Source organism: Pseudoalteromonas sp. SW0106-04, from assembly GCF_001293805.1.
Classification (GTDB): Bacteria; Pseudomonadota; Gammaproteobacteria; order Enterobacterales; family Alteromonadaceae; genus Pseudoalteromonas; species Pseudoalteromonas ruthenica.
The window spans coordinates 402309-424361 of the sequence record NZ_BCAI01000002.1; the positions used below are offsets into that span (position 1 = coordinate 402309).

Genomic DNA, 22053 nt, shown 5'->3' on the forward strand with positions numbered 1-22053 from the left:
GCTATTAAAATTCTTCCCACTCGTCTCCATCATCAACAAAGTTATTCCCTGAGGGGGCAGGTGATTTATTTGCTTGCGTTTTAGCTCCGTTCAACCGTTTCACAGCATTACTCGGGCTGGTACTCATATCCGGAAGAGCTGCTTGCATATTGATGGAGAAAAAACTCAGTAGCTGGCGCATACTATTGGCCTGCTCCGCCATCGATTCGCTAGCAGCAGAGGCTTGTTCAACCAAGGCTGCATTTTGTTGAGTCATCTCATCCATTTGCGCCACGGCTTTATTTACTTGTTCAATACCTGAACTTTGCTCAATTGAGGCTTCTGAAATATCAGAGATCATTTGCGTTACTTTTTGCACCGACTCAACAATGTCCTGCAACGTTGCACCTGATTCATTCACTAATACGGTGCCATCCTCAACCTTGCCGACACTGTCACGGATAAGCTCCTTAATTTCTTTGGCCGCACCCGCTGAGCGTTGTGCTAAGTTACGCACTTCACCGGCAACCACCGCAAAGCCGCGACCTTGCTCACCAGCTCGCGCCGCTTCCACGGCGGCATTAAGTGCAAGCAGGTTGGTTTGAAAAGCAATCTCATCAATAACACCAATAATGTCGGCAATTTTCTTACTCGCTTCGTTAATCTCTGCCATGCCTGAGACAGCACGATTAACCACGTCGCCACCTTGCTTGGCCTTGTCGCATGTTTTCTCTGCAAGCTCACTGGCAACCTTGGCATTATCGGCATTTTGCTTCACCGTGCTGGTCATCTCTTCCATACTCGACGCGGTTTCTTCCAACGATGAAGCTTGTTCCTCGGTACGCTGGCTTAAGTCGGTATTACCTTGTGAGATCTCCTCTGCTCCAGTGGCCACCAAGTTGGCTGAGCTGGTGATCTTCTCAATCATCTCGGTGAGCTTATCAGCGGTACTGTTGGCATCACGCTTGAGCTTTTCGAAGGCTCCCTGGAAGTCACTATCAATACGCTTAGTTAAATCACCATGAGCTAATGAATCCAGCATAGTGGCCGTTTCATCCACTGCTTCATCCACCACCTCTACCAGTTGGTTAAGGCCTTTAGATAAACGCAGGAAGAAGTCATCTTTGCCATCTAAACTCACGCGAGCATTCAGCTCCCCTCTGCGAGCAGCGCCTACTAAGTCATTGATTTCTTTCTCAATAGAGACCTCTGCGGTGCGATCGTCCCACTCGACTACGGTCCCCGCACGCTCACCTTCCTCGGTTAATATTGGATTGGCAACTAATCCGAAGGTCCGCCCACCGACGACAATCTCTGTACTGTAGGTGGTAGAGAGTTTCTCTAACATTGAGCGTTGATGCGCTGGGTTTTTATGAAATACATCAATGTTTTGACCAACCAAGTTGTTACTGTCGAAGTTGGGTAAGTCTTTGCGTAAGTCTCGCTCAGCATTGCGCATCATGTTGACCACCGCCTCGTTCAAATACACGATATTATGGTCATTGTCGGCAATCATGGTATTGGTCGAGACATTATCTAAGGCACGGCGTACACGTAGGTTCTCTCGTGCTGCCTGTTTTTGTTTCTCCTCTCGAGCAAGCTCTTCGGTCATATCCTGCCATTCAACAATGGTCCCTAGACGCTTGCCATCTTCGTCAACCCAAGGCGTTGCTATTAGGTTGAAAGTCAGCCCGGCAAGTTTAAGGTTAGTGTTGTAGGGTTCATCAAGTTTTGCCAGCATTGCCCGCTGGTGCGACGGTTTAGCATGGAAGTCATCCACGCACGTTCCTATCAAGTCATCCACTTTAAAGTTAGGCAATGCTGATTGAATTTGTTTTTCGCGATTGCGCAGCATGGCTTTGACTTGTTCGTTAACAAACACAATATTAAGGTCGTTGTCAGCCATCATGACATTGGCTTGGCAAACCTTTAATGCACTTGCTAGGCGCGCTGACTCCCGTGCTTGTCGCTCTTGCTGGCGCTGCTCGGTGATATCAGTGGCATATTTCACGACTTTTACAGGGTCGCCGTTCATATCAAAAATAGGGTTATAAGATGCTTGGATCCATATTTCTGCGCCATTCTTACCGATACGTTTGTATTGCCCCGAGTGATATTCTCCTTGGCTTAAGCGCTGCCAAAACACGGTATACTCAGGGCTTGCCGCCTCCGCAGGGGTGACAAACATGCGGTGATGCTGACCTTTAATCTCTTCCATGCGATAGCCCAAGGTTGATAAGAAGTTATCATTGGCAGTGATAATGGTGCCATCTAACTCAAACTCTATCACCGCCTGCGCCCGTGATATCGCTTTTGCCCGTCCTTCTAACTCAGCGCGCTTGAGCTTAGATTCGGTAATATCAGTGGCAAACTTGACCACCTTAACGACCTCACCCTGCTGATTCATGACGGGGTTATACGATGCTTGGATCCAGACATCTTCTCCAGATTTATCTACACGCCGAAACTCATCACTAATATATTCGCCGGCGCTTAAACGCTGCCAAAAACGTTTATATTCGGGGCTTGAAGCCTCCTTGGCGTCGACAAATAATCGGTGATGTTGGCCTTGGATTTCTTCAAGGTTATAACCCATCACGCGCAGGAAGTTATCATTAGCGGTTAAGATATTCCCCGATGGGGTGAATTCGATCACTGCTTGAGACCTGTTTAATGCCTTTAATAGCATTGTGTCTTCATTTGAAGTGTTTGATTCCTTAGTAAACCAGCCCATGCTTTCCACCCTGTTAGTACTTGTTCGCCATTAACAATCGAGTATTTTTGGCAAATCCAGAAGAATGACCATGGTTTCCCCTACATTAACGAGTCGCTCCACCAATTCGTTGTCGCTTGAATCGTTAAATTCCGGGATCCCTTTCGCATCCTGTTGATTAATTGCGTAAACATCGGACACAGCGTCAACCACCAAGCCCATTACCTTAGTTTTCTCTCTTACTTGCTCTTTAACCACGATGACGACCGTCAGAGGCCCGTAAGGCTGTGGCTCAATCCCAAAGCGCAAACGCAAGTCAATGATCGGTACGATAGTTCCTCTGAGGTTAATGACCCCTTTGATATAATCTGGGGCATTAGGAATCGCGGTTATTTCCTCCCAACCACGTATTTCTTGTACACTCAGGATATCCATGCCGTACTCTTCGTCAGCCATCATGAATGTCAGGTATTGCTGAATGTGACCCTGATTATTCTGCAAGATAATATGTTCGTTAATGCCTTCTACTTTCATACCTGCTCCTCATGCAGGGCTGCAGCATCAATGAGTGCCTCTTGTGCACCTGGCTTTTTCAAACCGGCCATTTTGGTTAACCCGGCAATATCAACGATCAGTGATACCCGCCCATCACCGAGAATAGTCGCACCGGAAACACCATCAACCTTCTGATAGTTCGCCTCTAAACTTTTTATTACCACTTGCTGTTGCGCCAGTAAGTCGTCCACCAGCAGGCCCACTTTTTGGTTATCACACTCGACCACGACCAGAAGAGCTTTATCAAGTTCGGTAATGGCATCATGATGATTGAACAGTTGGTATAACCGTAAAATGGGAATGTATTCATCACGCAGCCGCAGTACCTCCAAGCTTTTGCCGACCCGGCTGACCTTATTGGTATCAATTTGTAATGACTCAACGATGGTAATGAGCGGCACGATATAAGTATGTTCGGCAATGCGGACCAGTTGGCCATCTAAAATAGCGAGCGTTAGTGGCAAACGGATGGTAAAAGTGGACCCCGTACCTGGTGTCGACACCACTTCGATAGAGCCGCTTAAGGAACTAATGTTCTGGCGCACCACGTCCATGCCGACACCGCGCCCGGAGATGCCACTCACTTCATCGGCTGTGGAGAACCCAGGTTCGAAAATGAGCTCGTTAATGTCGTCGTCACTAAGCTCTTCATTGCCATCGATTAGGCCATTAGCGATGGCTTTTTCTCTGATTTTTTCGGTATTTAGGCCTCGGCCATCGTCCATTATTTCAATCACAATATTGCCGCCTTGGTGAAAGGCGTTGAGTGTCACCGTGCCAATTTCAGGTTTACCACTTTGTTTACGCTGTTCTGGTGTCTCCAGGCCGTGATCTAACGAGTTGCGTACTAAATGCACCATGGGATCAGAGATCTTCTCCATCACTGTTTTATCAAGCTCGGTACCCTCGCCAAGAATTTTTAACTCCACCTGCTTACCGAGTTTTTGCGATATATCTCGCACTAAACGTGGGAATCGACTGAATACAAAGCTAATTGGCAGCATGCGAATACGCATGACATTTTCTTGTAAATCGCGGGTATTATGCGCTAACTGTGCAAGCCCTTCCTGCAGCGCAGCCAGAGTATTTTCGGTCACTTCCTGCTCGCCCAGTTGGCTGAGCATAGATTGCGTAATAACCAGCTCACCCACCATATTGATTAACGAGTCAATTTTATCTATGCCAACACGAATGGAAGTCGACTCATTAGATTTAGCTTTATTTGCTTTGCCTTTACTTGCCGGTGCTTGAGTCGCTTGGGCCACCGGTTCGTTTTCACTTGATCGCTGTGCAGCATCATCGTGCTCCATTGGCTCAGTGGGTGCGGATGGCTCTTGCTCTGAGAACAAGCCTCCGCACAGACTAATATCGATATCAGCATCATCTTCTACCCACTCAAACACTTCCTTAATTTGCGCTTGTGTTGCTTCAGTTTGCAAAAATACTTTCCAAGACATGAAGCATTCATCACCCTGTAGATTCTGAATTTCAGGGATGGCGGATAAATCAGCTTCAACGTCAATGACTCCGAGATCGCCCAAGTCACTGAGCATAAACAGGGGTTCATTGCCTGTTTTGAATAAATGATGGTGCGGTTTAAATAAAATTTGATAGGTGTTAGTTTCTGCTTGCTGCGACGGTGAAGCGCTCGCTTCATTTTCGTTGGCAGCCACTTCCCCTTCACTTAGACCAAGAATTTCCTCAAATTGTTGCTGTAGCTCCTTGGCAGTGTGTAATTCTGGCTCTTGTTCGCTTTGCAGTGCCTGCAACATCTCTCGCAAGCAGTCGACCGAACGCAATAGCAGGTTTACGTGCTGTGCTTCAAGTTGACGCTGACCTTGGCGTATTTGGTCCAGCAAGGTTTCTAAAACGTGGGTAAAATCGGACACTGAAGTGAACCCAAAAGTACCACTGCCGCCTTTGATTGAGTGGGCTGCGCGGAAGATGGTATTGAGCGTTTCGCTATCGGCTTCACCTGGAGTAAGATTTAACAGCTCACTCTCCATGGCATCAAGGCCCTCGAAACTCTCCTCAAAGAAGACTTCGAAAAATTGGCTGAGATCGATACTCATAGCCGCGCAGCCTTAGCGAATTACTTTTTTCATTACTGCAAGTAGTTGGTCTGGATTAAAGGGTTTAACTATCCAGCCGGTGGCCCCCGCAGCCTTGCCCTCAGACTTTTTATCTAGCCCGGATTCGGTCGTAAGCATAAGCAAAGGAGTAAATTTGTAATCACCCAAGGTTCTTAGCTCTCGAATCAAGGTGATGCCATCCATAACCGGCATATTGACGTCTGAAATTACGGCATCGAACTTATCCTTTTTGGCGATCGCTAACGCTTCGCTGCCATCTTTCGCTTCAGTGACTTCATAACCTGCCTTTTTCAAGGTAAAGCTCACCATTTGACGCATTGAAGCTGAGTCATCCACGGCTAGAATCTTCGTCATACCCACCCCTAATTTAGTTTCCATTTAGCGCTAAATAATTGGCTACACCCAAGCTTTGACAAGCGTTTACGAGCGCTTCACTCGAGCCTTCCCATGTAATGCTGTGATCGCCAAGTTGTAATGCCTTTTGTAACGCACACAAAAGCTGAATACAGGCAGTATCGGCGCGAGTTACATCGCCCATATCCAAACATAGATCACTGCCCTGCTGGAGCTGCTTCAGTAGCTCTGCCTGTAAATTCTCAACTTGTGAAATGGTTAATTCGTTAGGCAATCTAAACATAAATTATGCTTGAGCATTTAACATTTCTCATATCAAAAGCTTAGACCTAGTTAGTTAGATTGCCAGCGAATTTTGTAAAAAAATCTTTAAATAAATAGAGAGTTAGGTGAATTGGCTGCCTATGTATAGACAACCGAAGGGAGACACGCTGATCCTGGCTCAGCCACCGTAGTAGCTGAGTATAGATTTAAGGTCCTTGATCATAGTGTCTGTATTAATCGTTGGTACACTGCCAGCTTTAAATTCAGGTTTGAAGATAGCCCGTATTTTCCCATGCGGATCGACCAGTGCCACTGAGGCACTGTGGTCCACTAAATAGTCTCCTGTTTGCTCTTCAGTCACTGCATAAATTAGCCCTAAATTCTGGACAAAGGGGTAAAGCGCCTTGTGCGGTCCCGACACGGCCTGATAATTAGGATTAAAGTAATTAATATACTGTAGACGCTTTTGTGCAGTATCGCGATTAGGGTCTACTGATATAAACCAAACGTTTACATCTTCAATGGCAAGCTTTTTTTCTACCTGCCGGAGCTTTGCCAAGGTCATGGGGCACACATCAGGGCAACTGGTGTAACCTAAAAACAGCAAATCCCACTGCGATTTTAAGTCATCAACGCCGACATCGTTGCCGTGTTGATTCTGTAGCTTAAATGGCTTCACGACTTTGGCTGGCTCATACACCAGCGCATCAACCTCTAATGCCGGCTTTGAACACCCTTGTAGCAGAACAGAAAATAGTGCGACCGCGCCTAATTTACGCCACATAAAACATCCACTTATCTATAAATAATGCGACAAAGAGTACCATTAAATGCACAATTGAAAACTTAAAAACGGCCATTGCACTGCGATGATCCTGTTCGCGCTTTAAACGCCAGGCGTAGGCGATAAATACACCATTAAGAATAACTGCTGATAACAAGTAAAATAGCCCTGACATACCAATTAAATAGGGCAAGATGCATACTAAGGCGAGAATCACGGTATACGCTAATACACATGTTTTACAAAAATCGATACCGTGCGTCACAGGTAGCATAGGCACATTCGCTCGGCGATAATCTGCCTCTCTAGCAATAGCTAAAGCCCAAAAATGCGGGGGGGTCCAAGTAAAAATGATCATCACCAAGAGCCATGGTGCAGCAGCAAGTTGTCCCGTTTCACTAACCCAACCAAGCAAAGGAGGCATCGCCCCTGCAAGCCCACCAATAACAATATTTTGAGGCGTTGCCCGCTTTAGAAATAATGTATATACAACTGCGTAACCCACCAGTGCCATCAGCGTTAAAATGGCACACAACCAGTTAGCAGCGCTAACCAAAGCAGCAAACCCAAGCCCACCAATCAGTGCTGCAAACATAAAGCCATTGCGCTCACTCACTCTGCCACGGGCCACAGGGCGATGGCGGGTGCGAGCCATTTTCATATCAATTTCTCTATCCACAATATGGTTAATCACCGCTGCGGCTGCTGATAATAAGCCGATACCCAGTAAGCTCACTGCTTGCAATAACCAACTACGCCCCATGTCGGGAGCTAAAGCTACGCCAACCCAAGCGGTTAATACCAACATCAGCACAACCTTCGCTTTGCACATGGCTAAATAATCGCGCCATGTGGTGTCTTTACTATCTCCGTACTGCCAATAAATCGCTTTGCTCATAGCCTGCTCCCTTATTAACTTTTTGATTTTTGTAGATAACACAACCGCACTAAGGTCAGTAATAGCAATAGCGCCATCAAGTTATGGGCAAGTGCCACATTTAACGGAATACTCATCTGCACTAACGCGATACCTAAACTTATTTGCGCCACTAAGGCCGCCACAACCCAGCCACACGCCTGTTTAATCATCTGTGATTGCGCACTGCGAAAGACCTGCCACATGGCACTGAGCAACACCACGGCGGTAATGAGTGCGCCAAAGCGATGCAATAGATGAATAGACATACGCGATTCGAACGACAACACCCCAAATTCATAATTACTGTGCTCGGTAGGTAGCTGGAAAACACTACTGAGTGAAAACGCCTCACTGCCCGCACACATCGGGAAACCAATACAATGTGTGGCTGCATAATTTGCCGCGAGCCATCCCCCTAAGGCAATCTGTATCACCACCACAACTAACGCGGACAGGCTCCAACCTAGACTTGCTCGCGCTCCGGGGTCGCCACCAAATACGGGCTGAGAATGGGTTCGTAGGTAAAGTAACCACAATAAGCTAGCAATGGAAAAGCCACCAAGGAGATGCCCCATCACCACTAAAGGTTGTAAATTCATGGTCACCGTCCACATGCCCAGTAAGGCTTGGAAAATAACCAGTAACAACAACACCATTGGTAAACGCAACGGGACATGAGGTAACTTTGCATGGCGTAATGCATACACCGCTAAAGCTAGGATCAATAAGCCTAGGCCGCCGGCAAAATAGCGATGCACCATCTCTTTGAGGGCTTTACCTTGATCTACCTGCGCACCAGGAAAGTGCTGCTGCACTTTTTGTATTTCATGGGCTTGATCGGGTACGGTGAGAAAGCCATAACAACCGGGCCAGTCCGGGCACCCAAGCCCTGCGTCACTTAAACGTGTATAAGCGCCCAACCCCACCACCAACACTGCGAGAATGGCAGTGCATAACACCAGAGTTTTATAATTTTTTGTCATACTGGCCTCATTAGCTGCTGCGAGAATAGTTAAGTAGTTTTTTAATGTCTTTTAGTAACCCTTTGTGGATAAGCCGGTTTTGCTGCTCCTGCTCAGCATAGTCATATTCCAATACCACCAAACCATGGCGATCTATCAAGTACAGATGACCTGCTTTTAATGCACTGGGCACTGAATCCACATGCAACACCTCGGGCACCTCACCGCTGCGTGGTCTCTCCCCTAATACTGCCATGCGCACCTTACTTTGGTTTTTCCCAAGCGCCACATAGAGCGACTGCATGTCTTGCCACTGAGCTTGGCAAGGGTCACAATCAGCTTGATTTACTAGCGCGATAGTCCAAGGCGACACGGGGTACTGGCCCCACTGTTCAAGTTCCACCTGCTCACTCATTAAGGTGCCGTTATTACTGGTACTTGCTGGTAGCCAGCCACTTTTAAGAACGGCAATAGCCGCAACAACGGGAATAATGAAACAAGCAATAAAAATCACTAATGGTTTACGATTTGTCATACCCTCTCCTTGCACGCCAAAAGGCGGTAAGCGCAATCAATAACGCCGCTAAGGCGATGAGAAACCACTGCCATGCATAGGCTATATGCTTTTCTGCAGGCATGGTCACAGGCTGGTAATGTGGCTCGGTAGCAACTAACTTCGAAGGCGTTTGCGCATACGCCATAAAATTATAAACGGGGACTCTCGCTTGATTCGCGATTTGTGTTATATCGATTTGCTGTACACGCTTGGGCCAACCCATTGATGGTGAGCTTTGCGCCAAGGTAATTGACCCTAACGGGCCTTCTTTAATGAGCACATCATCAAGCGTTATCTGTGTCGGTAGCTGCAACTGAGGCAGTTGCTCACGTGTTGTTGGCGCAACAATGAAACCAAGGTTGACCAGTAGCCACCGACTAGCTCCTTGAGGCATAACCAGCACCAATACGTCGTAGCCAACACGGCCTTGATAAACCTGGTTATCAAGCAACCAGTAGTGCTGTAGCACACGACCAGACACTGCCGTTTGCATACCTGTGGCATCAACATCTGAATTGATCAGGCGCTGAGCTTGGGTAAAAGGAATGCGCCCTTTACTGGCCCATTGCTGCAATAGCTGCTCACGCTCTTGCTTTTGCTCAGCACGATCCAACTGCCAGAAACCCAAGCCTACACAAGTACTTACTACTAACACGACAATGCTACTCCACAAAAATGCGCTAAGCTTATGAGTATTCACTCGCACACCAATTAGAGGAAAACTGCACTGTGCTTATAAAAATTATTATTGTTGCGCTGCTACTTTTTGTCATATACACCTTATTCCGTGCCATGTTGGCTATGCTGAAGTCTGACTCCAAGGTGCCGATGTCGCACTACTTAGGCAAACGTGTTGCCTTGTGCGCCATCGTCCTGATTATTATTTTGCTCGCACAGCAAGCTGGCTTGCTGCGCTTTAACCCTTCTCCGATCACAACACATACACAAATACGAATAGACACAACCACACCACATCAACAAAGTGCCAATACCAAGCCGCAGCCTGAAATGCGAAGTGCTTTTCACTGCTAAAGTGGCCTTTGATTACGCGAATGAGTACCACGGTCAGCATGATCGCCCCTAAGGTGACATGCATACCATGGAAGCCTGTGAGCAAGAAGAAGGTATTGCCATAAATACCCGAGTCTAACTTAAGGCCTAGATCCTGATATGCGTGAATGTATTCTTCACCTTGAAGAAACAGAAATACCGCGCCGAGTATCACCGTCAGGGCAAGAAATACCGTAAGCTGTTTACGGTTGTCTTTCTCAATTGCAGTATGCGCAAACTGTAAAGTCACCGAAGAAACTAGCAAAATAATGGTATTAATTAGCGGCAAACCTTGCCATCCCATAGCCTGAGTTGTATCACCGCCTGGTGTTAACTCTAGCGGCCACGAGGCGCTAAATTCAGGCCATAACACTTCGTTGGTCATCAAGTTATTACCCTCACCACCAAGCCAAGGTACAGCCAACATACGGGCATAAAATAGCGCCCCAAAAAAAGCGCCAAAGAACATGACTTCTGAGAAAATGAACCAGCTCATTCCTTGTTTAAAAGAACGATCCATTTGCGCCGAATACAAACCACTTTGTGACTCATTAATCACATTGCGAAACCATCCCACCAGCATGTACACCAGCACCGCAATACCAGCAATAAGCCAATAGGTACCAGAGCCACCGCCTTGCTCTAACTGCATAACGCTAAGACCCGCGCCCACAGCGATAAAAAACAACGCAACAGCCCCCACTATCGGCCAGGGGCTTTGCTCCGGAACATAATATTTTTCGTATTGATTACTCATTTCGTTAACCTCGCTCGGTTTATCGCGCTTGCGCTGCGAGTAAGTCTTGTCGCTTAGCGCTGATATCAAAGAGGGTGTAAGACAGCGTTAATTCCTCATACTCCTGCGGCAACGCAGGGTCGACATAAAAGCGCAATTGGTATTCAAGCCGTTCATTGGCTTGTAGCGGCTGCTGATCAAAGCAAAAACACGCCAATTTATGTAAATACTTGGCTGCGAGCCCTGGAGAAACAGATGGAATAGCCTGCATGACTCGCGGCTCGCCACTGGTATTCGCTGCGGCAAATGTCACCACTGTCATTGCCCCGGGTTTCACCACCACTTCTTGCTTTTGTGCTAACACTTCAAAGGGGGCACCACTTTGCGCATGGGTTGTAAAGCTCACCGTCACTTCGCGAGAGTCATCCACATGCTCACTTTGCTGCGCCTGTTCGAGTGAGGGCTTACCATTAAGCCCTGTTACTTCGCAGAACACGTCGTAAAGCGGCACCAAAGCAAAGGCGAACGCAAACATGCCAATGACACTGATGACTAGTTTCTTTAATAACGGTGCGTGGTTCATTACTGCACCTTAGGTGGCGTTTCAAAGGTGTGGTAGGGTGCCGGAGATGCCACCTCCCACTCCAAGCCTTCTGCGCCATCCCACACTTTTGCTGGTGCTTGCTCTCCAGCCTTGATGCACTTGAACACCACGGCAACGAACAACAGTTGAGAGAGTCCAAAGGCGAAACCACCAATACTGATAATGGCGTTAAAATCAGCAAACTGCAGCGCATAGTCTGGAATACGTCGTGGCATACCCGCCAAACCGACAAAATGCATAGGGAAAAACAGCACATTAACGCTGACTAACGACAGCCAGAAATGCCATTTCGCTAACGTGGTGCTATACATGTGCCCAGTCCATTTTGGTAGCCAGTAATAAGCAGCGGCCATAATCGAGAACACCGCCCCTGTCACTAAAACATAGTGGAAGTGCGCCACCACGAAGTAGGTGTCATGGTATTGGAAATCCACTGGGGTAATTGCCAACATCAAGCCCGAGAAGCCCCCGAGGGTAAACAACACAATAAAGGCGATAGCAAACATCATTGGTATTTCAAAACTGATGGCACCGCGCCACATGGTGGCTACCCAGTTAAATACTTTTACTCCCGTTGGCACCGATATCAACATGGTCGAGTACATAAAGAACAATTCCCCGGCCAGTGGCATACCGGTGGTAAACATATGGTGGGCCCACACCACAAAAGACAGCAAGGCGATGGAGGCCGTGGCGTATACCATAGACGAATAGCCAAACAGTTTTTTGCGTGAAAAGGTAGGAACTATGGTGGAGATAATGCCAAACGCTGGCAAAATCATAATGTACACTTCCGGGTGACCAAAGAACCAAAAGATATGCTGGAACATCACAGGGTCGCCACCACCGGCGGCATTGAAGAAGTCAGTGCCAAAATACTTATCAGTGAGCACCATGGTCACCGCCCCCGCCAACACCGGCATCACTGCAATTAATAAAAAGGCAGTGATCAACCAGGTCCACACGAACAGCGGTAATTTCATCCACTTCATCCCTGGAGCACGCATATTAACGATGGTCACAATGACATTAATGGCCCCCATGATGGAGCTAATCCCCATAATGTGAATGGCAAATACAAACAGGGCAGTATTGTCGTTGCTGTAGGTGGTCGATAAGGGCGCATAAAAGGTCCACCCAAAGGCCGGACCGCCGCCTTCCATAAACAGCGACAGCAATAAGATGGCAAAAGCGAATGGCAGAATCCAAAAACTCCAGTTGTTCATTCGCGGCAAAGCCATATCTGGCGCGCCAATCATCATGGGAATCATCCAGTTAGCTAAGCCCGTAAAGGCAGGCATCACGGCGCCGAATACCATAATCAAACCATGTACTGTGGTCATTTGGTTGAAAAAATGAGGGTCAACCAGCTGAAGTCCAGGTTGGAATAGCTCGGCTCGGATCACCATTGCCATGGCGCCACCGGTTAAAAACATCAACAACGAAAATAATAAGTACAAGGTGCCGATGTCTTTGTGGTTAGTAGTAAAAAGCCAGCGTTTTATTCCGGTTGCAGGCCCGTGATGTTCATGTGTTGCAGCTGCTGTACTCATTGTTCCTCCCCATCAATATAGGCCTGAATCACGCTTGGTTGAACGATGTCACCGGTTTCATTACCAAAGGCATTGCGTTGGTAAGTAACCACCGCAGCCAACTCTTTAAGCGTAAGTTGACCGACAAATGCCTGCATCGCAGTCCCTGGCTTACCGTGTACCACAATATCGATATGGTCGTTAATATCGCCGGTGGCTATTGGACTGCCTTTAATGGCGGGGAAGACTCCAGGTAAACCAAGCCCCGTAGGCTGGTGACAGGCTGCACAGCGAGTGATATACACTTGCTCGCCCGATGCCATAAGCTCATCTTCTGAGAGGATTTGTTCTAGCAGCTCAGCATCAGCCTGCGCCTGAGCTTGCTTCGCTTGTTTCTGCTCTGCCAGCCAAGCGTCAAACTCTTCAGGGGGTTTTGCTTCTACGACCACCGGCATAAAGCCGTGGTCTTTGCCGCATAACTCGGCGCACTGGCCGCGATACGTACCCGGTTCGTTTACGCGCGTCCAAGCTTCGTTGATAAACCCAGGGTTAGCGTCTTTCTTTACTGCAAAATCGGGCACCCACCAAGAGTGAATGACGTCATCCGAGGTCATTAAAAAACGTACTTTTTGATTAGTGGGAATGACCAAGGGTTTATCTACTTCGAGGAGGTAATTGTCGCCCTTATTTTGCGCATTTTTGATTTGCTCTTGAGGCGTTGACAGCAGTGAGTAAAAGCCCACATCGTGGCCCATATACTCGTAGTGCCATTTCCATTGTGAACCAGTCACCTTAATGGTGATATCGGCCTTTGATGTATCCTCCATAGCAATCAGGGTTTTGGTGGCCGGAACAGCCATGGCTATGAGAATAACAAATGGAATCGCTGTCCAAAGTATTTCTACTTTGGTGCTTTCATGAAAGGTAGCGGGGGTGACCCCTTTTGACTTGCGGTGTTTGAGCAGCGCCCAAAACATCACCGCGAAAACAACTACACCAATCACACAGCATATAATAAATATGGTCATGTGTAGTTGGTAAACATTTTCGCTAATGTCAGTTACCCCTTGGCGCAAGTTGTACTTGCTATTCGCGGACACCAATTGAGGGAATAACAGACATAGCAACATGAGGGAGCTCAGCTTCTTCATGTGTACCATCTCCTTATTGTTGCGCAATGCAAGGAAGAGGCGGTTACAGCTTAATACCCAATCTTCGTTATTATTATGCTTTTACCAGTCGACAACTTTGACCCTAAATAAACTGTTGAAAAACCGACCAGCAAAGCCTGTAATATAACCAATTAGTCAAAGATTGAGCTAATAGCAAGTTAATACACTATTTTTGTTTACGTTTTATTAATAAATTAACAGGGAGATTCAAACTGTTAGAAAGCGCTGTGGCTAAGGAGGGAACGTGGGGAAAGCCCCTAATAACCGACCTATTAGAGGCAAAATAAGTAAATTTAATTACATCCAGTCGGCGTTTCGGATCACACCTACAGCTAAGCCTTCAATATTAAAGGATTCGTTTTCTAAATCGACTTCAATGGGTGTGAATTCTTCATTCTCTGCATGCAGCAGAACCTTACGCCCAGCTTTTTCTAAGCGCTTCACGGTGACATCTTCATCAACCCGCGCGACCACCACTTGGCCGTTTTCAGCCACCTGAGTGCGATGTACCGCTAATAAGTCGCCATCCATGATGCCGATGTCTTTCATACTCATGCCATTTACGCGCAGCAAGTAATCTGCAGCAGGCTTGAACAGCAGTGGGTCTATCTGGCAGTGACTCTCTATATGCTGTTGGGCAAGAATAGGCTCGCCCGCAGCAACGCGGCCAATTAAAGGCAGGCCCAATTGTTCGGGTTCTTCTTCCTCGACCAATTGAATACCTCGACTCGCGCCAGGCTTCATTTTAATTACGCCTTTCTTAGCTAACGCCTTAAGATGTTCTTCTGCGGCGTTAGCACTGCGAAACCCTAGTGTTTGTGCAATTTCTGCACGCGTCGGCGGCATGCCGGTATCTTTAATAAAGACTTTAATCAGCTCAAGAATTTGCGATTGGCGTTTAGTTAATGGGCGCATACAACTGGGTTTCCATACAGTACATTTAACTGTGAGTATATACAGTTAAATGAAAATCGCAAATAAAATCAGGGAATTTGCTGTCCGTTGCAACCTTAATTAATACAACTTCGCTTTTGTTCACATGCAACCTCACCTCACACTCATAAAGTGATAAGTGACGAATGCGCGACAATGCTTTAAAGTAGCGCTGTTTTAGTCATATTATTAAGCAGTTAGATGACTCGCCAAGGTGTATTTTCAGCGTTCCTTTTATTTATTTCGGCACTGACGATAGGTGCGTGCAAAGCCGATATGGTCAAGATGTCGCGCAGCGGCCTTTGTCACCCTGAAGACTCTGCTCATTATCAACGCACTCAATCTTTCACTCCCTATGCGAACTTAGAAAGCTGTTTAGCTGACGGTGGACGTTTACCAAAGAACTACACTAAACAAACATCAGAAAATAGTTATCATCGGGATAACTGGCCACATTGGTTAGACATCGATCACGACTGCCAAGACGCCCGTGCTGAAGTGCTGATTGCCCAATCACACACTAATGTAAGCTACACCACCCAGGCGCGCTGCACCGTCACCAGCGGTCAGTGGCATGACCCTTATTCGGGGCAGATACTACGCAATGACGATGACTTAGATATAGACCATATTGTGCCGCTTAAATTTGCCTATGAACACGGTGCTGCCACTTGGAGTCGTTCGCAAAAGGCACAATTTGCCAACGATATGGAGAATTTGCTTGCTGTTGATGATGGCCTAAATCGTAGCAAAGGCGCAAAAGGTCCTTGGCAATGGTTGCCGCCGCATCAAGATTATCGTTGTCAGTACATTCAGCGCTTTAATTACATTATGAGCAAGTATGACCTTCGCTACTCGCAAAACGAAAAAGACCAAGTTCAGAGTTTGCTGCAAAACTGCGTGGGTGAAACTTTAAACCTCAGCGCACTGCCCTCAACCGTGCACCAATAACCAACCGTTTGAAAGTAAATATTCTATATTGATAGAGCATCCAATGAACTCGTTGGCGAGGATATATGCTCAATATCACTATAAACGAAACACACAATACTGCCCTACTCGAACCACAAGGCCAGCTGACAGCAGAAGACTTTGCAGCAGCAGTGCGTATTATCGACCCTTACATTGAACAGCATGCAAAGCTACATGCCCTCATTATTGCTACTGAACACTTTCCGGGGTGGGACTCATTTGCCGCGTTACTCTCTCATCTGCAATTTGTGCGTGACCATCATCAAAAGGTGAACAAAGTAGCCATTGCCACCAATTCGTTGCTTGGTGACTTTGCCCAGCACCTAGGCGCACACTTTATTCATGCAGAGGTTAAATCCTTTCGTTATGAACAACGTGAGCAAGCGAAGCACTGGGCACAAAGCCCTTAACTAAAAGCGGCTACCGGGCTGATTTAAAAACGCCTGCTCAGCGTCGCTCGATTGCCGACCGAGAATATCATTACGATGTGGATAACGCCCAAAACGGTCAATGATTTCTTTGTGAGCCAGTTCATATTTATAATTACTCAAGGGCCGAAAAAGCTGCTCGGCCACCACATGAATCGCCTGGCTCTCACTGTGCATATAGGGCATGTATAAGAAACTACGCTCGGTATCATCAAGCTCTAAAGCAAACTTTTTCTCCACCGCATTCTGCGCCAAACATAAAGCCAGTGCATCGGTTGCAAACGCTTGGGCCGTATCGCGGAACATATTACGAGGAAACTGATCCAGCACTATAATTTCACATAACGCGCCTCGAGCAGATTTTCGCCAAGAATAAAGCTCGCCTTGGCGCGCTGCCTCGTAAGTAGGTAAAAATTGCTTTTTTACTGTGGCGTCAAAGTCGGCGCTTTTTTTAAACCAATCCTGTGGACTGCTGTGAGTAAACCAAAATTCGTAAACGGATTCATATTGCATGATGATCTAATGGCGAAAGTTTGCTTTCGTCCGGCAACTATTGTTTAGTTACAGCTAAGGCCAAAAGGTAGTAATTCGCAAGCTCTGAGGTATTTTTTATGAAGCTGTTTATATTTGAACATTGCCCCTATTGTATAAAGTCATTACTGGTTGCACGCGCCTTGGGGCTAGAGGTGGACGTGCGCTTCCTACTCAACGATGACGAGGCCACGCCCAACCAGTTAGTGGGTAAAAAAATAGTGCCTATTTTGGTCAAAGATGATGATACCGCGATGGCCGAAAGCTTAGATATTGCCGAGTATTTCTGTACTCTTGCCAACAAGGAGCTGTCACAGGGAGAGCACTTTAATCAAGCCCAACAGTGGGTTGAAAAGCATCTTGAAACCTTTTTACGGCTGACCTTTGTGCGTTGGCCGCAACTGGCCCTGCCGGAATACGCGATTGATACCGCTATCAGCTATTTTCGCGAGAAGAAAGAGCAGCGCCTGGGCGAATCTTTCGATAGCGTGTTAGCCAACAGCGACGCTGATATTGCCACGATGGAGCACGCTTTGAGTGAGTTAACATGGCTGCAAACCCCAGAACATATTACTTGGGCCGATGTGGCGTTGTTTCCGTTTCTGCGCAACCTCACTGTGGTCAAAGACTTAACCTTTCCAGAGCATGTACTCAACTATGTCGATACATTAGCCACTGAACACCGAATTAAAACCTTTACCCGCGTTGCTGTTTAAGGAGTACAGATGAGTATTTGGGCCCAAGAGATTGACTTAGCCTTATGTAAAAAGCTCGATTTAGGTGTAGGAGAAAAAGGCACCTTAATGACTAAACTCGGCATTGAGATCACAGAGATAGGCGACGATTACCTAGTCGCCTGCCTCCCTGTGAGCAACGAGTTATATAACCCCATGGGCATTGTTCATGGCGGCGTTTACGTGGCATTGGCCGAAACCGTGGCCAGCTACGCCGCCAATTTTGTGGTCGATACCCGCAAGTACTACTGTGTCGGCCAGGAGATCAACGCCAACCACCTTAAAGCCTCACGCACCGGCACACTTAAAGCCGTGACCAAGCCCGTGCATCTAGGCGGCCGCTCATCAGTGTGGGAGATAAAAATTTACAACAGCGCCGGCGATTTATGTTGTATTTCTAGGATGACGGCTGCGGTGGTTGAGAAGCGCTCAAAAGGCACAGGGCTTTAAAGCGGGATGTTCACCTGTAGGCAAGGCGTTACCAAGGGGTCTCGCCCGATGAAAACTGGTATGAATAACGATTTTGATGAGCTCATCGACTACAGTCGCAACTCCACTACTTTAAGGCTCTATGAACCAGATAAAAATCGTGTGAAGTATTTAGAGCAGCGTAAACCTAAAGCCCCCAAAGGTGTGAACTAATGAAAGCATTATACTTTGCTATCATGGCACTGATTACATTCAGTTGTGCCGCTAATCCCAATAATACAAAGCTCCCTTGCGAAGGTGCCACCAACAGTCTTGAGCTCGAGCAATGCATTGCGCAGAAAAAAGGCGAGTCTGATCAACGCCTAACAAACGAGTTAAGGCTTTTACGGAAGCGAATTCAGATGGCTTATGCTGCAGAGGCTGAATTAGGTAACACATTAATCGACCAAGTAGAAAAAACTCAATTGGCATGGAGCGATTTTAAGGCTCAAAGTTGTCAACTTGAGGCATTCGAGATTGAGCAAGGCACAAGTGCGTATGAGACCGTTATAAATAATTGTAAGTTGCGTATGAACCAAACTAGGATAAAGGCTCTTTCCCAGGTACTTAATTAGCCCTTCGGAGTAGCAAGGCTGAAGGCCTCGCCTACAAGGTAGTGCAATACACTCATCTCAATTATGATACGAGTGAGATACAACCTCGTTAAAAGCCGTATATTCGCAGAGTATTATCGTCATAGCTGAAGTATGCCAGCTCCCGCTTTGTTGGATGAAGGCTGAGACGACCAGGTCCGAAAGTAAGCTCACTCAGCTTAACAAACTGTCTATCGCGATCCTGCTGATAGAGTGCAGTGTCGAACTCCTCCCCCTTGCGCTCGGTTAACACAGCATATTTACCATCACTAGAAAAGTTATGCCGACTGAAAGTGTCAATGATTTCATCAGCATTGCTTTGATATACTTTCTGCGCAGTGGCACTATTTCCTTCCCATACAATCCTGTAGAGCGTTTTGCCACTAAGTAGCCAAACTTTACTATTCCATTTACCTAAGCTGATATCATTACCAAATTCCAGTTGTTGCTTTAATAGCGTACTGGTTTTGTAATTCCAAAAGCGCACTGTATCGCCTACGATGTATGCAATGATAGATTCTGCTTCATTCAGAATAATATGTGTCCGCACTTTCCCTCTAACTTCGATGTCATTGATCGTTTGGGCATCAGCTAACTTCCACACTCTAAGCAAAGTTTTATCACTTAACCATGTTGATACTTCACGTTGCATCGATAGCACTTCATATTCCATATTAAAGTCATCGCTGGGCTGAACTCCCGATACATTAAGCATTCTAGCTGCTGCATCCAAGGAGTTAATGCTCAACAATTCATAATTACCTGAAAGTACGTAGCGGCCTGAGCGACTGACATCGAGATCATAACCTAAAGCAGGCTCAGCCTGACTAATAGATAACAACTCTCCATTACCCAACAATTTGTACAGTTGCAAGCCCGCAAAAAAATACAAGGCTTCATCAGTGTAAGCCATTCTTTGCTCATCTATTGCTGGCGTTAAAACGAGTGTCTTTAGACTTCCATCTGAAGCGATAACAAAGGCCTCCCTTCGCACAAAAGAGGACAACAGCAAAGCCCCTCCGTTCGGGCTATACCCTAAATAAGACACCTTTGCATCCAAAGTTTTAGGCATCGCAATTTCATGCTTAATTGTCAGCTGATCTGCCAAAAGACCAAATGAGAAAAAGCATAAAATAAGAGCTAGGAATAAGGGGGTCATCATGCAGCTACAAGCCCGTAGTAATAGGTCATAAAGTCTGAAAAGGTAAGTGATCGTTGAGGGGTAACCGAATGTAATGGCAGCTTTCCTTTCGACATACCCCATGTCGCAACATGTAACTCGATCGCCTTGTTCTCATACTGCGCTAATTCATCAAGGGAAAAACAAAAAGGTAGCATAGCCAAGCTGTTAACGCATTAGAAAGGATTGCAGAAGTAATGAGCTTATGGCATCCGTATTTGCACCTCTATTTCTAGTGTATGATCATGCTAAATATGGCTGGGCTAAAGACTGACCTACAACTAAGTTACCATTTTTTTATAAGCATCAATGTATCAGCCCAATCTCTCTGCATCGACATGGATACACGGAAAATAAGGTTTAAGGTATTCTGTAAATAGCGAATAGAAACACCGGGCTTCAACCTAACAGGAAAAACACCATACCTTTGGCCTTTAATGGGAATTGTTGTAGAGTCATGACTCCCACCATGGAGAACAACATATACAAGGATAAGTATGACAACTGAAAAACAGCTATGGAAACCAAATACTTGGGTTTCAGTCATTTTAGGTGTTTTTATGCAACCTTTCGCGTTCCTTTATGTTAATAGAGGACGGTTATTTTTCGCATATTTGAGCCTTTTTGCACTGGTCGCTCTATTAGGCCCCAAGCTGACACCTTTTTTACCTAGCTACATCGATCTCGCATTTTTATTACTTGTATTGATGTTCATCCACACTCTTTGGCTCGCAAAAACCTATGACAGCAGCCAACACCGTAGTTGGTACGCTAACTGGTGGACATCGCTGTTAGTTTTCATCCTATTTCTGGTACTTATATTGTTTACGCGAATCAATGCCTTTGAATTGTTTGCTGCACCATCCTCTTCGATGAGCCCTACGTTAACGCCTAATAGCGTAGTGGTGGTAAATAAGCTCGGTTATGAAAATCATCGCTTAGCGGGCATTCAACTAAAAAAAGAATCCCCTTCCAAAAGGCCTCTGCGAGGTGGTCTTATTGTCTTTCAGTTCCCAGAGCAGCTCAGTATCAACTACATAAGTCGCGTTGTTGGCCTGCCCGGGGATACAATAGCGCTGAAGGGCAAGCAAGTATTCATTCAACCCGCGTGCGATACGCTTGATGCTCAATGTGCACCTATGCGAGCTCTGCCTCAAATTGAGCAAGGCGCAATAAGCGAGCCGCCGTATCAGGGTTATTCAGAGTCGATAGAGGAACACACTTATAACATATGGCTAAACAAACATGCCTCCCCACGAACTGAGCGGTATTATCAAGGAAAATCGAAGTGGAAAGTGCCGGATCACCACTACTTTGTGCTTGGAGATAACCGTGATAATAGCTTAGATAGTCGCTATTGGGGCTTCGTTCCGGTAGACAACATCATAGGTGAAGTAGCATTGAGCTGGTAGATGATCTCATTGCAACGCAATGATATCAGGAGAAATGATTGAGTATAGATTCGCAGATAAAGTTGAATCTCACCACGCTGTGAATAATTGGTTGTGACTAGGCAATGGCCTTTGGAATGTGACCGCCTTTGGCGGTTGCAAGGCTAAAGTCTTGCCTACATCATCACCCCTGTGGGTTCGGTTTTAACCTAACCATTTTGAGGAATTATTGATTGTGTACTAGGCCCGGCCTCTGGGATGTAACCGCCCTCGGCGGTTGCAAGGCTGAAGCCTTGCCTACAACATCAGCACCTGTGGGTTGGGCTTTAGCCTAACCATGTATGAGAAACAGGTAAGGAACACGGTTGTGATTAGGTACTGGCCTCTGGAATGTGACCGCCTTTGCCGGTTGCAAGGCTAAAGCCTTGCCTACATCATCACCCCTGTGGGTTGGGCTTTAGCCTAACCATGTATGAGAGACAGGTTGAACACGGTTGTGATTAGGCACTGCCCTCTGGAATATGACCGCCTTTGCGGTTGCAAGGCTAAA

The 22053-nt window shown here is 46.5% G+C and carries 25 protein-coding genes; 8 read left to right on the forward strand and 17 right to left on the reverse strand.

Annotated elements, in window-relative coordinates:
• Positions 1–4: 4 nt before the first annotated feature.
• The 10 genes from W04_RS04550 to W04_RS04595 all read right to left on the reverse strand — a co-directional run bounded on the left by W04_RS04550 (position 5) and on the right by W04_RS04595 (position 9879).
• A complete protein-coding gene (locus W04_RS04550) occupies positions 5–2713 on the reverse strand; it encodes a methyl-accepting chemotaxis protein (RefSeq protein ID WP_053909936.1) in 2709 nt (902 codons plus the stop codon).
• A gap of 30 nt (positions 2714–2743) precedes the next feature.
• Positions 2744–3226, reverse strand: a complete 483-nt coding sequence (locus W04_RS04555) for a chemotaxis protein CheW (protein WP_022943711.1) — start codon at positions 3224–3226, stop codon at positions 2744–2746.
• Positions 3223–5319, reverse strand: coding sequence for a chemotaxis protein CheA (locus W04_RS04560; protein WP_053909938.1), 2097 nt, complete (start codon positions 5317–5319; stop codon positions 3223–3225). Before W04_RS04560 ends, W04_RS04555 begins: the two co-directional genes overlap by 4 nt.
• A gap of 12 nt (positions 5320–5331) precedes the next feature.
• Positions 5332–5694 (reverse strand): response regulator, encoded by a 363-nt coding sequence (locus W04_RS04565; protein WP_026110938.1) that lies wholly within the window; start codon positions 5692–5694, stop codon positions 5332–5334.
• A 13-nt stretch (positions 5695–5707) separates the two neighbouring features.
• The gene (locus W04_RS04570; RefSeq protein ID WP_053909940.1) at positions 5708–5977 is read right to left on the reverse strand and encodes a lipid asymmetry maintenance protein MlaB; all 270 of its coding nucleotides are present in this window, start codon (positions 5975–5977) and stop codon (positions 5708–5710) included.
• 159 nt (positions 5978–6136) lie between these two features.
• On the reverse strand, positions 6137–6742 hold the full coding sequence (locus tag W04_RS04575; RefSeq protein WP_053909942.1) for an SCO family protein: 606 nt from the start codon (positions 6740–6742) through the stop codon (positions 6137–6139).
• Entirely contained in the window at positions 6732–7640 is a 909-nt protein-coding gene (gene cyoE, locus W04_RS04580) for a heme o synthase (RefSeq protein ID WP_053909944.1), read from the reverse strand. The genes W04_RS04575 and cyoE overlap by 11 nt, the downstream gene beginning before the upstream one ends.
• 14 nt (positions 7641–7654) lie before the next feature.
• Complete coding sequence (locus W04_RS04585; RefSeq protein ID WP_022943705.1) at positions 7655–8644, reverse strand: heme A synthase; 990 nt, start codon at positions 8642–8644, stop codon at positions 7655–7657.
• Between the two features lie 10 nt (positions 8645–8654).
• Positions 8655–9158, reverse strand: coding sequence for a hypothetical protein (locus W04_RS04590; protein WP_053909945.1), 504 nt, complete (start codon positions 9156–9158; stop codon positions 8655–8657).
• Positions 9145–9879, reverse strand: a complete 735-nt coding sequence (locus W04_RS04595) for an SURF1 family protein (protein ID WP_053909948.1) — start codon at positions 9877–9879, stop codon at positions 9145–9147. Before W04_RS04595 ends, W04_RS04590 begins: the two co-directional genes overlap by 14 nt.
• Positions 9880–9908: 29 nt before the next feature.
• Between W04_RS04595 and W04_RS18685 the strand changes: the two genes are divergently transcribed.
• Complete coding sequence (locus W04_RS18685; RefSeq protein WP_081604362.1) at positions 9909–10211, forward strand: DUF2909 domain-containing protein; 303 nt, start codon at positions 9909–9911, stop codon at positions 10209–10211.
• Here the strand turns inward: W04_RS18685 and W04_RS04600 are convergent.
• The 5 genes from W04_RS04600 to lexA all read right to left on the reverse strand — a co-directional run bounded on the left by W04_RS04600 (position 10111) and on the right by lexA (position 15188).
• Entirely contained in the window at positions 10111–10986 is an 876-nt protein-coding gene (locus tag W04_RS04600; protein ID WP_045979080.1) for a cytochrome c oxidase subunit 3, read from the reverse strand. The two genes, W04_RS18685 and W04_RS04600, sit on opposite strands and share 101 nt — an antisense overlap.
• Positions 10987–11005: 19 nt before the next feature.
• Positions 11006–11548 (reverse strand): cytochrome c oxidase assembly protein, encoded by a 543-nt coding sequence (locus tag W04_RS04605; RefSeq protein ID WP_022943701.1) that lies wholly within the window; start codon positions 11546–11548, stop codon positions 11006–11008.
• Positions 11548–13122, reverse strand: coding sequence for a cytochrome c oxidase subunit I (gene ctaD / locus W04_RS04610; RefSeq protein WP_022943700.1), 1575 nt, complete (start codon positions 13120–13122; stop codon positions 11548–11550). Before ctaD ends, W04_RS04605 begins: the two co-directional genes overlap by 1 nt.
• Positions 13119–14252, reverse strand: a complete 1134-nt coding sequence (gene coxB / locus W04_RS04615) for a cytochrome c oxidase subunit II (RefSeq protein ID WP_053909949.1) — start codon at positions 14250–14252, stop codon at positions 13119–13121. Before coxB ends, ctaD begins: the two co-directional genes overlap by 4 nt.
• A gap of 318 nt (positions 14253–14570) precedes the next feature.
• Entirely contained in the window at positions 14571–15188 is a 618-nt protein-coding gene (lexA, locus tag W04_RS04620; protein WP_022943698.1) for a transcriptional repressor LexA, read from the reverse strand.
• 219 nt (positions 15189–15407) lie between these two features.
• Between lexA and W04_RS04625 the strand changes: the two genes are divergently transcribed.
• Together W04_RS04625 and W04_RS04630 are read left to right on the forward strand one after the other, a co-directional pair.
• Entirely contained in the window at positions 15408–16157 is a 750-nt protein-coding gene (locus tag W04_RS04625) for an HNH endonuclease family protein (RefSeq protein ID WP_053909952.1), read from the forward strand.
• Positions 16158–16222: 65 nt separating this feature from the next.
• Positions 16223–16588 (forward strand): STAS/SEC14 domain-containing protein, encoded by a 366-nt coding sequence (locus tag W04_RS04630; protein ID WP_053909954.1) that lies wholly within the window; start codon positions 16223–16225, stop codon positions 16586–16588.
• Here W04_RS04630 and W04_RS04635 read toward each other — a convergent pair whose 3' ends face one another.
• Positions 16589–17119, reverse strand: coding sequence for a DUF924 family protein (locus W04_RS04635; RefSeq protein ID WP_022943696.1), 531 nt, complete (start codon positions 17117–17119; stop codon positions 16589–16591).
• Positions 17120–17217: 98 nt separating this feature from the next.
• Between W04_RS04635 and grxB the strand changes: the two genes are divergently transcribed.
• The 4 genes from grxB to W04_RS04650 are packed head-to-tail and all read left to right on the forward strand — an operon-like array spanning position 17218 to position 18914.
• Positions 17218–17853 carry a glutaredoxin 2 gene (gene grxB / locus W04_RS04640; protein WP_053909956.1) on the forward strand — a complete coding sequence of 212 codons (636 nt, stop codon included), beginning with the start codon at positions 17218–17220 and terminating at the stop codon, positions 17851–17853.
• 9 nt (positions 17854–17862) lie between these two features.
• A complete protein-coding gene (locus W04_RS04645) occupies positions 17863–18321 on the forward strand; it encodes a PaaI family thioesterase (RefSeq protein ID WP_053909958.1) in 459 nt (152 codons plus the stop codon).
• Positions 18322–18369: 48 nt separating this feature from the next.
• Positions 18370–18513 (forward strand): hypothetical protein, encoded by a 144-nt coding sequence (locus W04_RS18845; RefSeq protein WP_157576261.1) that lies wholly within the window; start codon positions 18370–18372, stop codon positions 18511–18513.
• Positions 18513–18914: a lysozyme inhibitor LprI family protein gene (locus tag W04_RS04650; RefSeq protein WP_053909960.1), complete on the forward strand. Its 402-nt coding sequence runs from the start codon at positions 18513–18515 to the stop codon at positions 18912–18914. Before W04_RS18845 ends, W04_RS04650 begins: the two co-directional genes overlap by 1 nt.
• An 88-nt stretch (positions 18915–19002) precedes the next feature.
• On the opposite strand, the gene W04_RS04655 is transcribed toward W04_RS04650, so the two are convergent.
• Entirely contained in the window at positions 19003–20094 is a 1092-nt protein-coding gene (locus W04_RS04655) for a hypothetical protein (protein ID WP_157576264.1), read from the reverse strand.
• Between the two features lie 578 nt (positions 20095–20672).
• On the opposite strand from W04_RS04655, the gene lepB reads away from it, so the two are divergent.
• A complete protein-coding gene (gene lepB / locus W04_RS04665) occupies positions 20673–21524 on the forward strand; it encodes a signal peptidase I (RefSeq protein WP_197275941.1) in 852 nt (283 codons plus the stop codon).
• Positions 21525–22053 lie beyond the last annotated feature (529 nt).

Excerpts from the sequence above, each read along its gene's own strand:
- W04_RS04550 (WP_053909936.1), bottom strand. The coding sequence starts at position 2,713 with ATGGGCTGGTTTACTAAGGAATCAAACACTTCAAATGAAGACACAATG.
- W04_RS04555 (WP_022943711.1), bottom strand. The coding sequence starts at position 3,226 with ATGAAAGTAGAAGGCATTAACGAACATATTATCTTGCAGAATAATCAG.
- W04_RS04560 (WP_053909938.1), bottom strand. The coding sequence starts at position 5,319 with ATGAGTATCGATCTCAGCCAATTTTTCGAAGTCTTCTTTGAGGAGAGT.
- W04_RS04565 (WP_026110938.1), bottom strand. The coding sequence starts at position 5,694 with ATGACGAAGATTCTAGCCGTGGATGACTCAGCTTCAATGCGTCAAATG.
- W04_RS04570 (WP_053909940.1), bottom strand. The coding sequence starts at position 5,977 with ATGTTTAGATTGCCTAACGAATTAACCATTTCACAAGTTGAGAATTTA.
- W04_RS04575 (WP_053909942.1), bottom strand. The coding sequence starts at position 6,742 with ATGTGGCGTAAATTAGGCGCGGTCGCACTATTTTCTGTTCTGCTACAA.
- cyoE (WP_053909944.1), bottom strand. The coding sequence starts at position 7,640 with ATGAGCAAAGCGATTTATTGGCAGTACGGAGATAGTAAAGACACCACA.
- W04_RS04585 (WP_022943705.1), bottom strand. The coding sequence starts at position 8,644 with ATGACAAAAAATTATAAAACTCTGGTGTTATGCACTGCCATTCTCGCA.
- W04_RS04590 (WP_053909945.1), bottom strand. The coding sequence starts at position 9,158 with ATGACAAATCGTAAACCATTAGTGATTTTTATTGCTTGTTTCATTATT.
- W04_RS04600 (WP_045979080.1), bottom strand. The coding sequence starts at position 10,986 with ATGAGTAATCAATACGAAAAATATTATGTTCCGGAGCAAAGCCCCTGG.
- W04_RS04605 (WP_022943701.1), bottom strand. The coding sequence starts at position 11,548 with ATGAACCACGCACCGTTATTAAAGAAACTAGTCATCAGTGTCATTGGC.
- ctaD (WP_022943700.1), bottom strand. The coding sequence starts at position 13,122 with ATGAGTACAGCAGCTGCAACACATGAACATCACGGGCCTGCAACCGGA.
- coxB (WP_053909949.1), bottom strand. The coding sequence starts at position 14,252 with ATGAAGAAGCTGAGCTCCCTCATGTTGCTATGTCTGTTATTCCCTCAA.
- lexA (WP_022943698.1), bottom strand. The coding sequence starts at position 15,188 with ATGCGCCCATTAACTAAACGCCAATCGCAAATTCTTGAGCTGATTAAA.
- W04_RS04625 (WP_053909952.1), top strand. The coding sequence starts at position 15,408 with ATGACTCGCCAAGGTGTATTTTCAGCGTTCCTTTTATTTATTTCGGCA.
- W04_RS04630 (WP_053909954.1), top strand. The coding sequence starts at position 16,223 with ATGCTCAATATCACTATAAACGAAACACACAATACTGCCCTACTCGAA.
- W04_RS04635 (WP_022943696.1), bottom strand. The coding sequence starts at position 17,119 with ATGCAATATGAATCCGTTTACGAATTTTGGTTTACTCACAGCAGTCCA.
- grxB (WP_053909956.1), top strand. The coding sequence starts at position 17,218 with ATGAAGCTGTTTATATTTGAACATTGCCCCTATTGTATAAAGTCATTA.
- W04_RS04645 (WP_053909958.1), top strand. The coding sequence starts at position 17,863 with ATGAGTATTTGGGCCCAAGAGATTGACTTAGCCTTATGTAAAAAGCTC.
- W04_RS18845 (WP_157576261.1), top strand. The coding sequence starts at position 18,370 with ATGAAAACTGGTATGAATAACGATTTTGATGAGCTCATCGACTACAGT.
- W04_RS04650 (WP_053909960.1), top strand. The coding sequence starts at position 18,513 with ATGAAAGCATTATACTTTGCTATCATGGCACTGATTACATTCAGTTGT.
- W04_RS04655 (WP_157576264.1), bottom strand. The coding sequence starts at position 20,094 with ATGATGACCCCCTTATTCCTAGCTCTTATTTTATGCTTTTTCTCATTT.
- lepB (WP_197275941.1), top strand. The coding sequence starts at position 20,673 with ATGCAACCTTTCGCGTTCCTTTATGTTAATAGAGGACGGTTATTTTTC.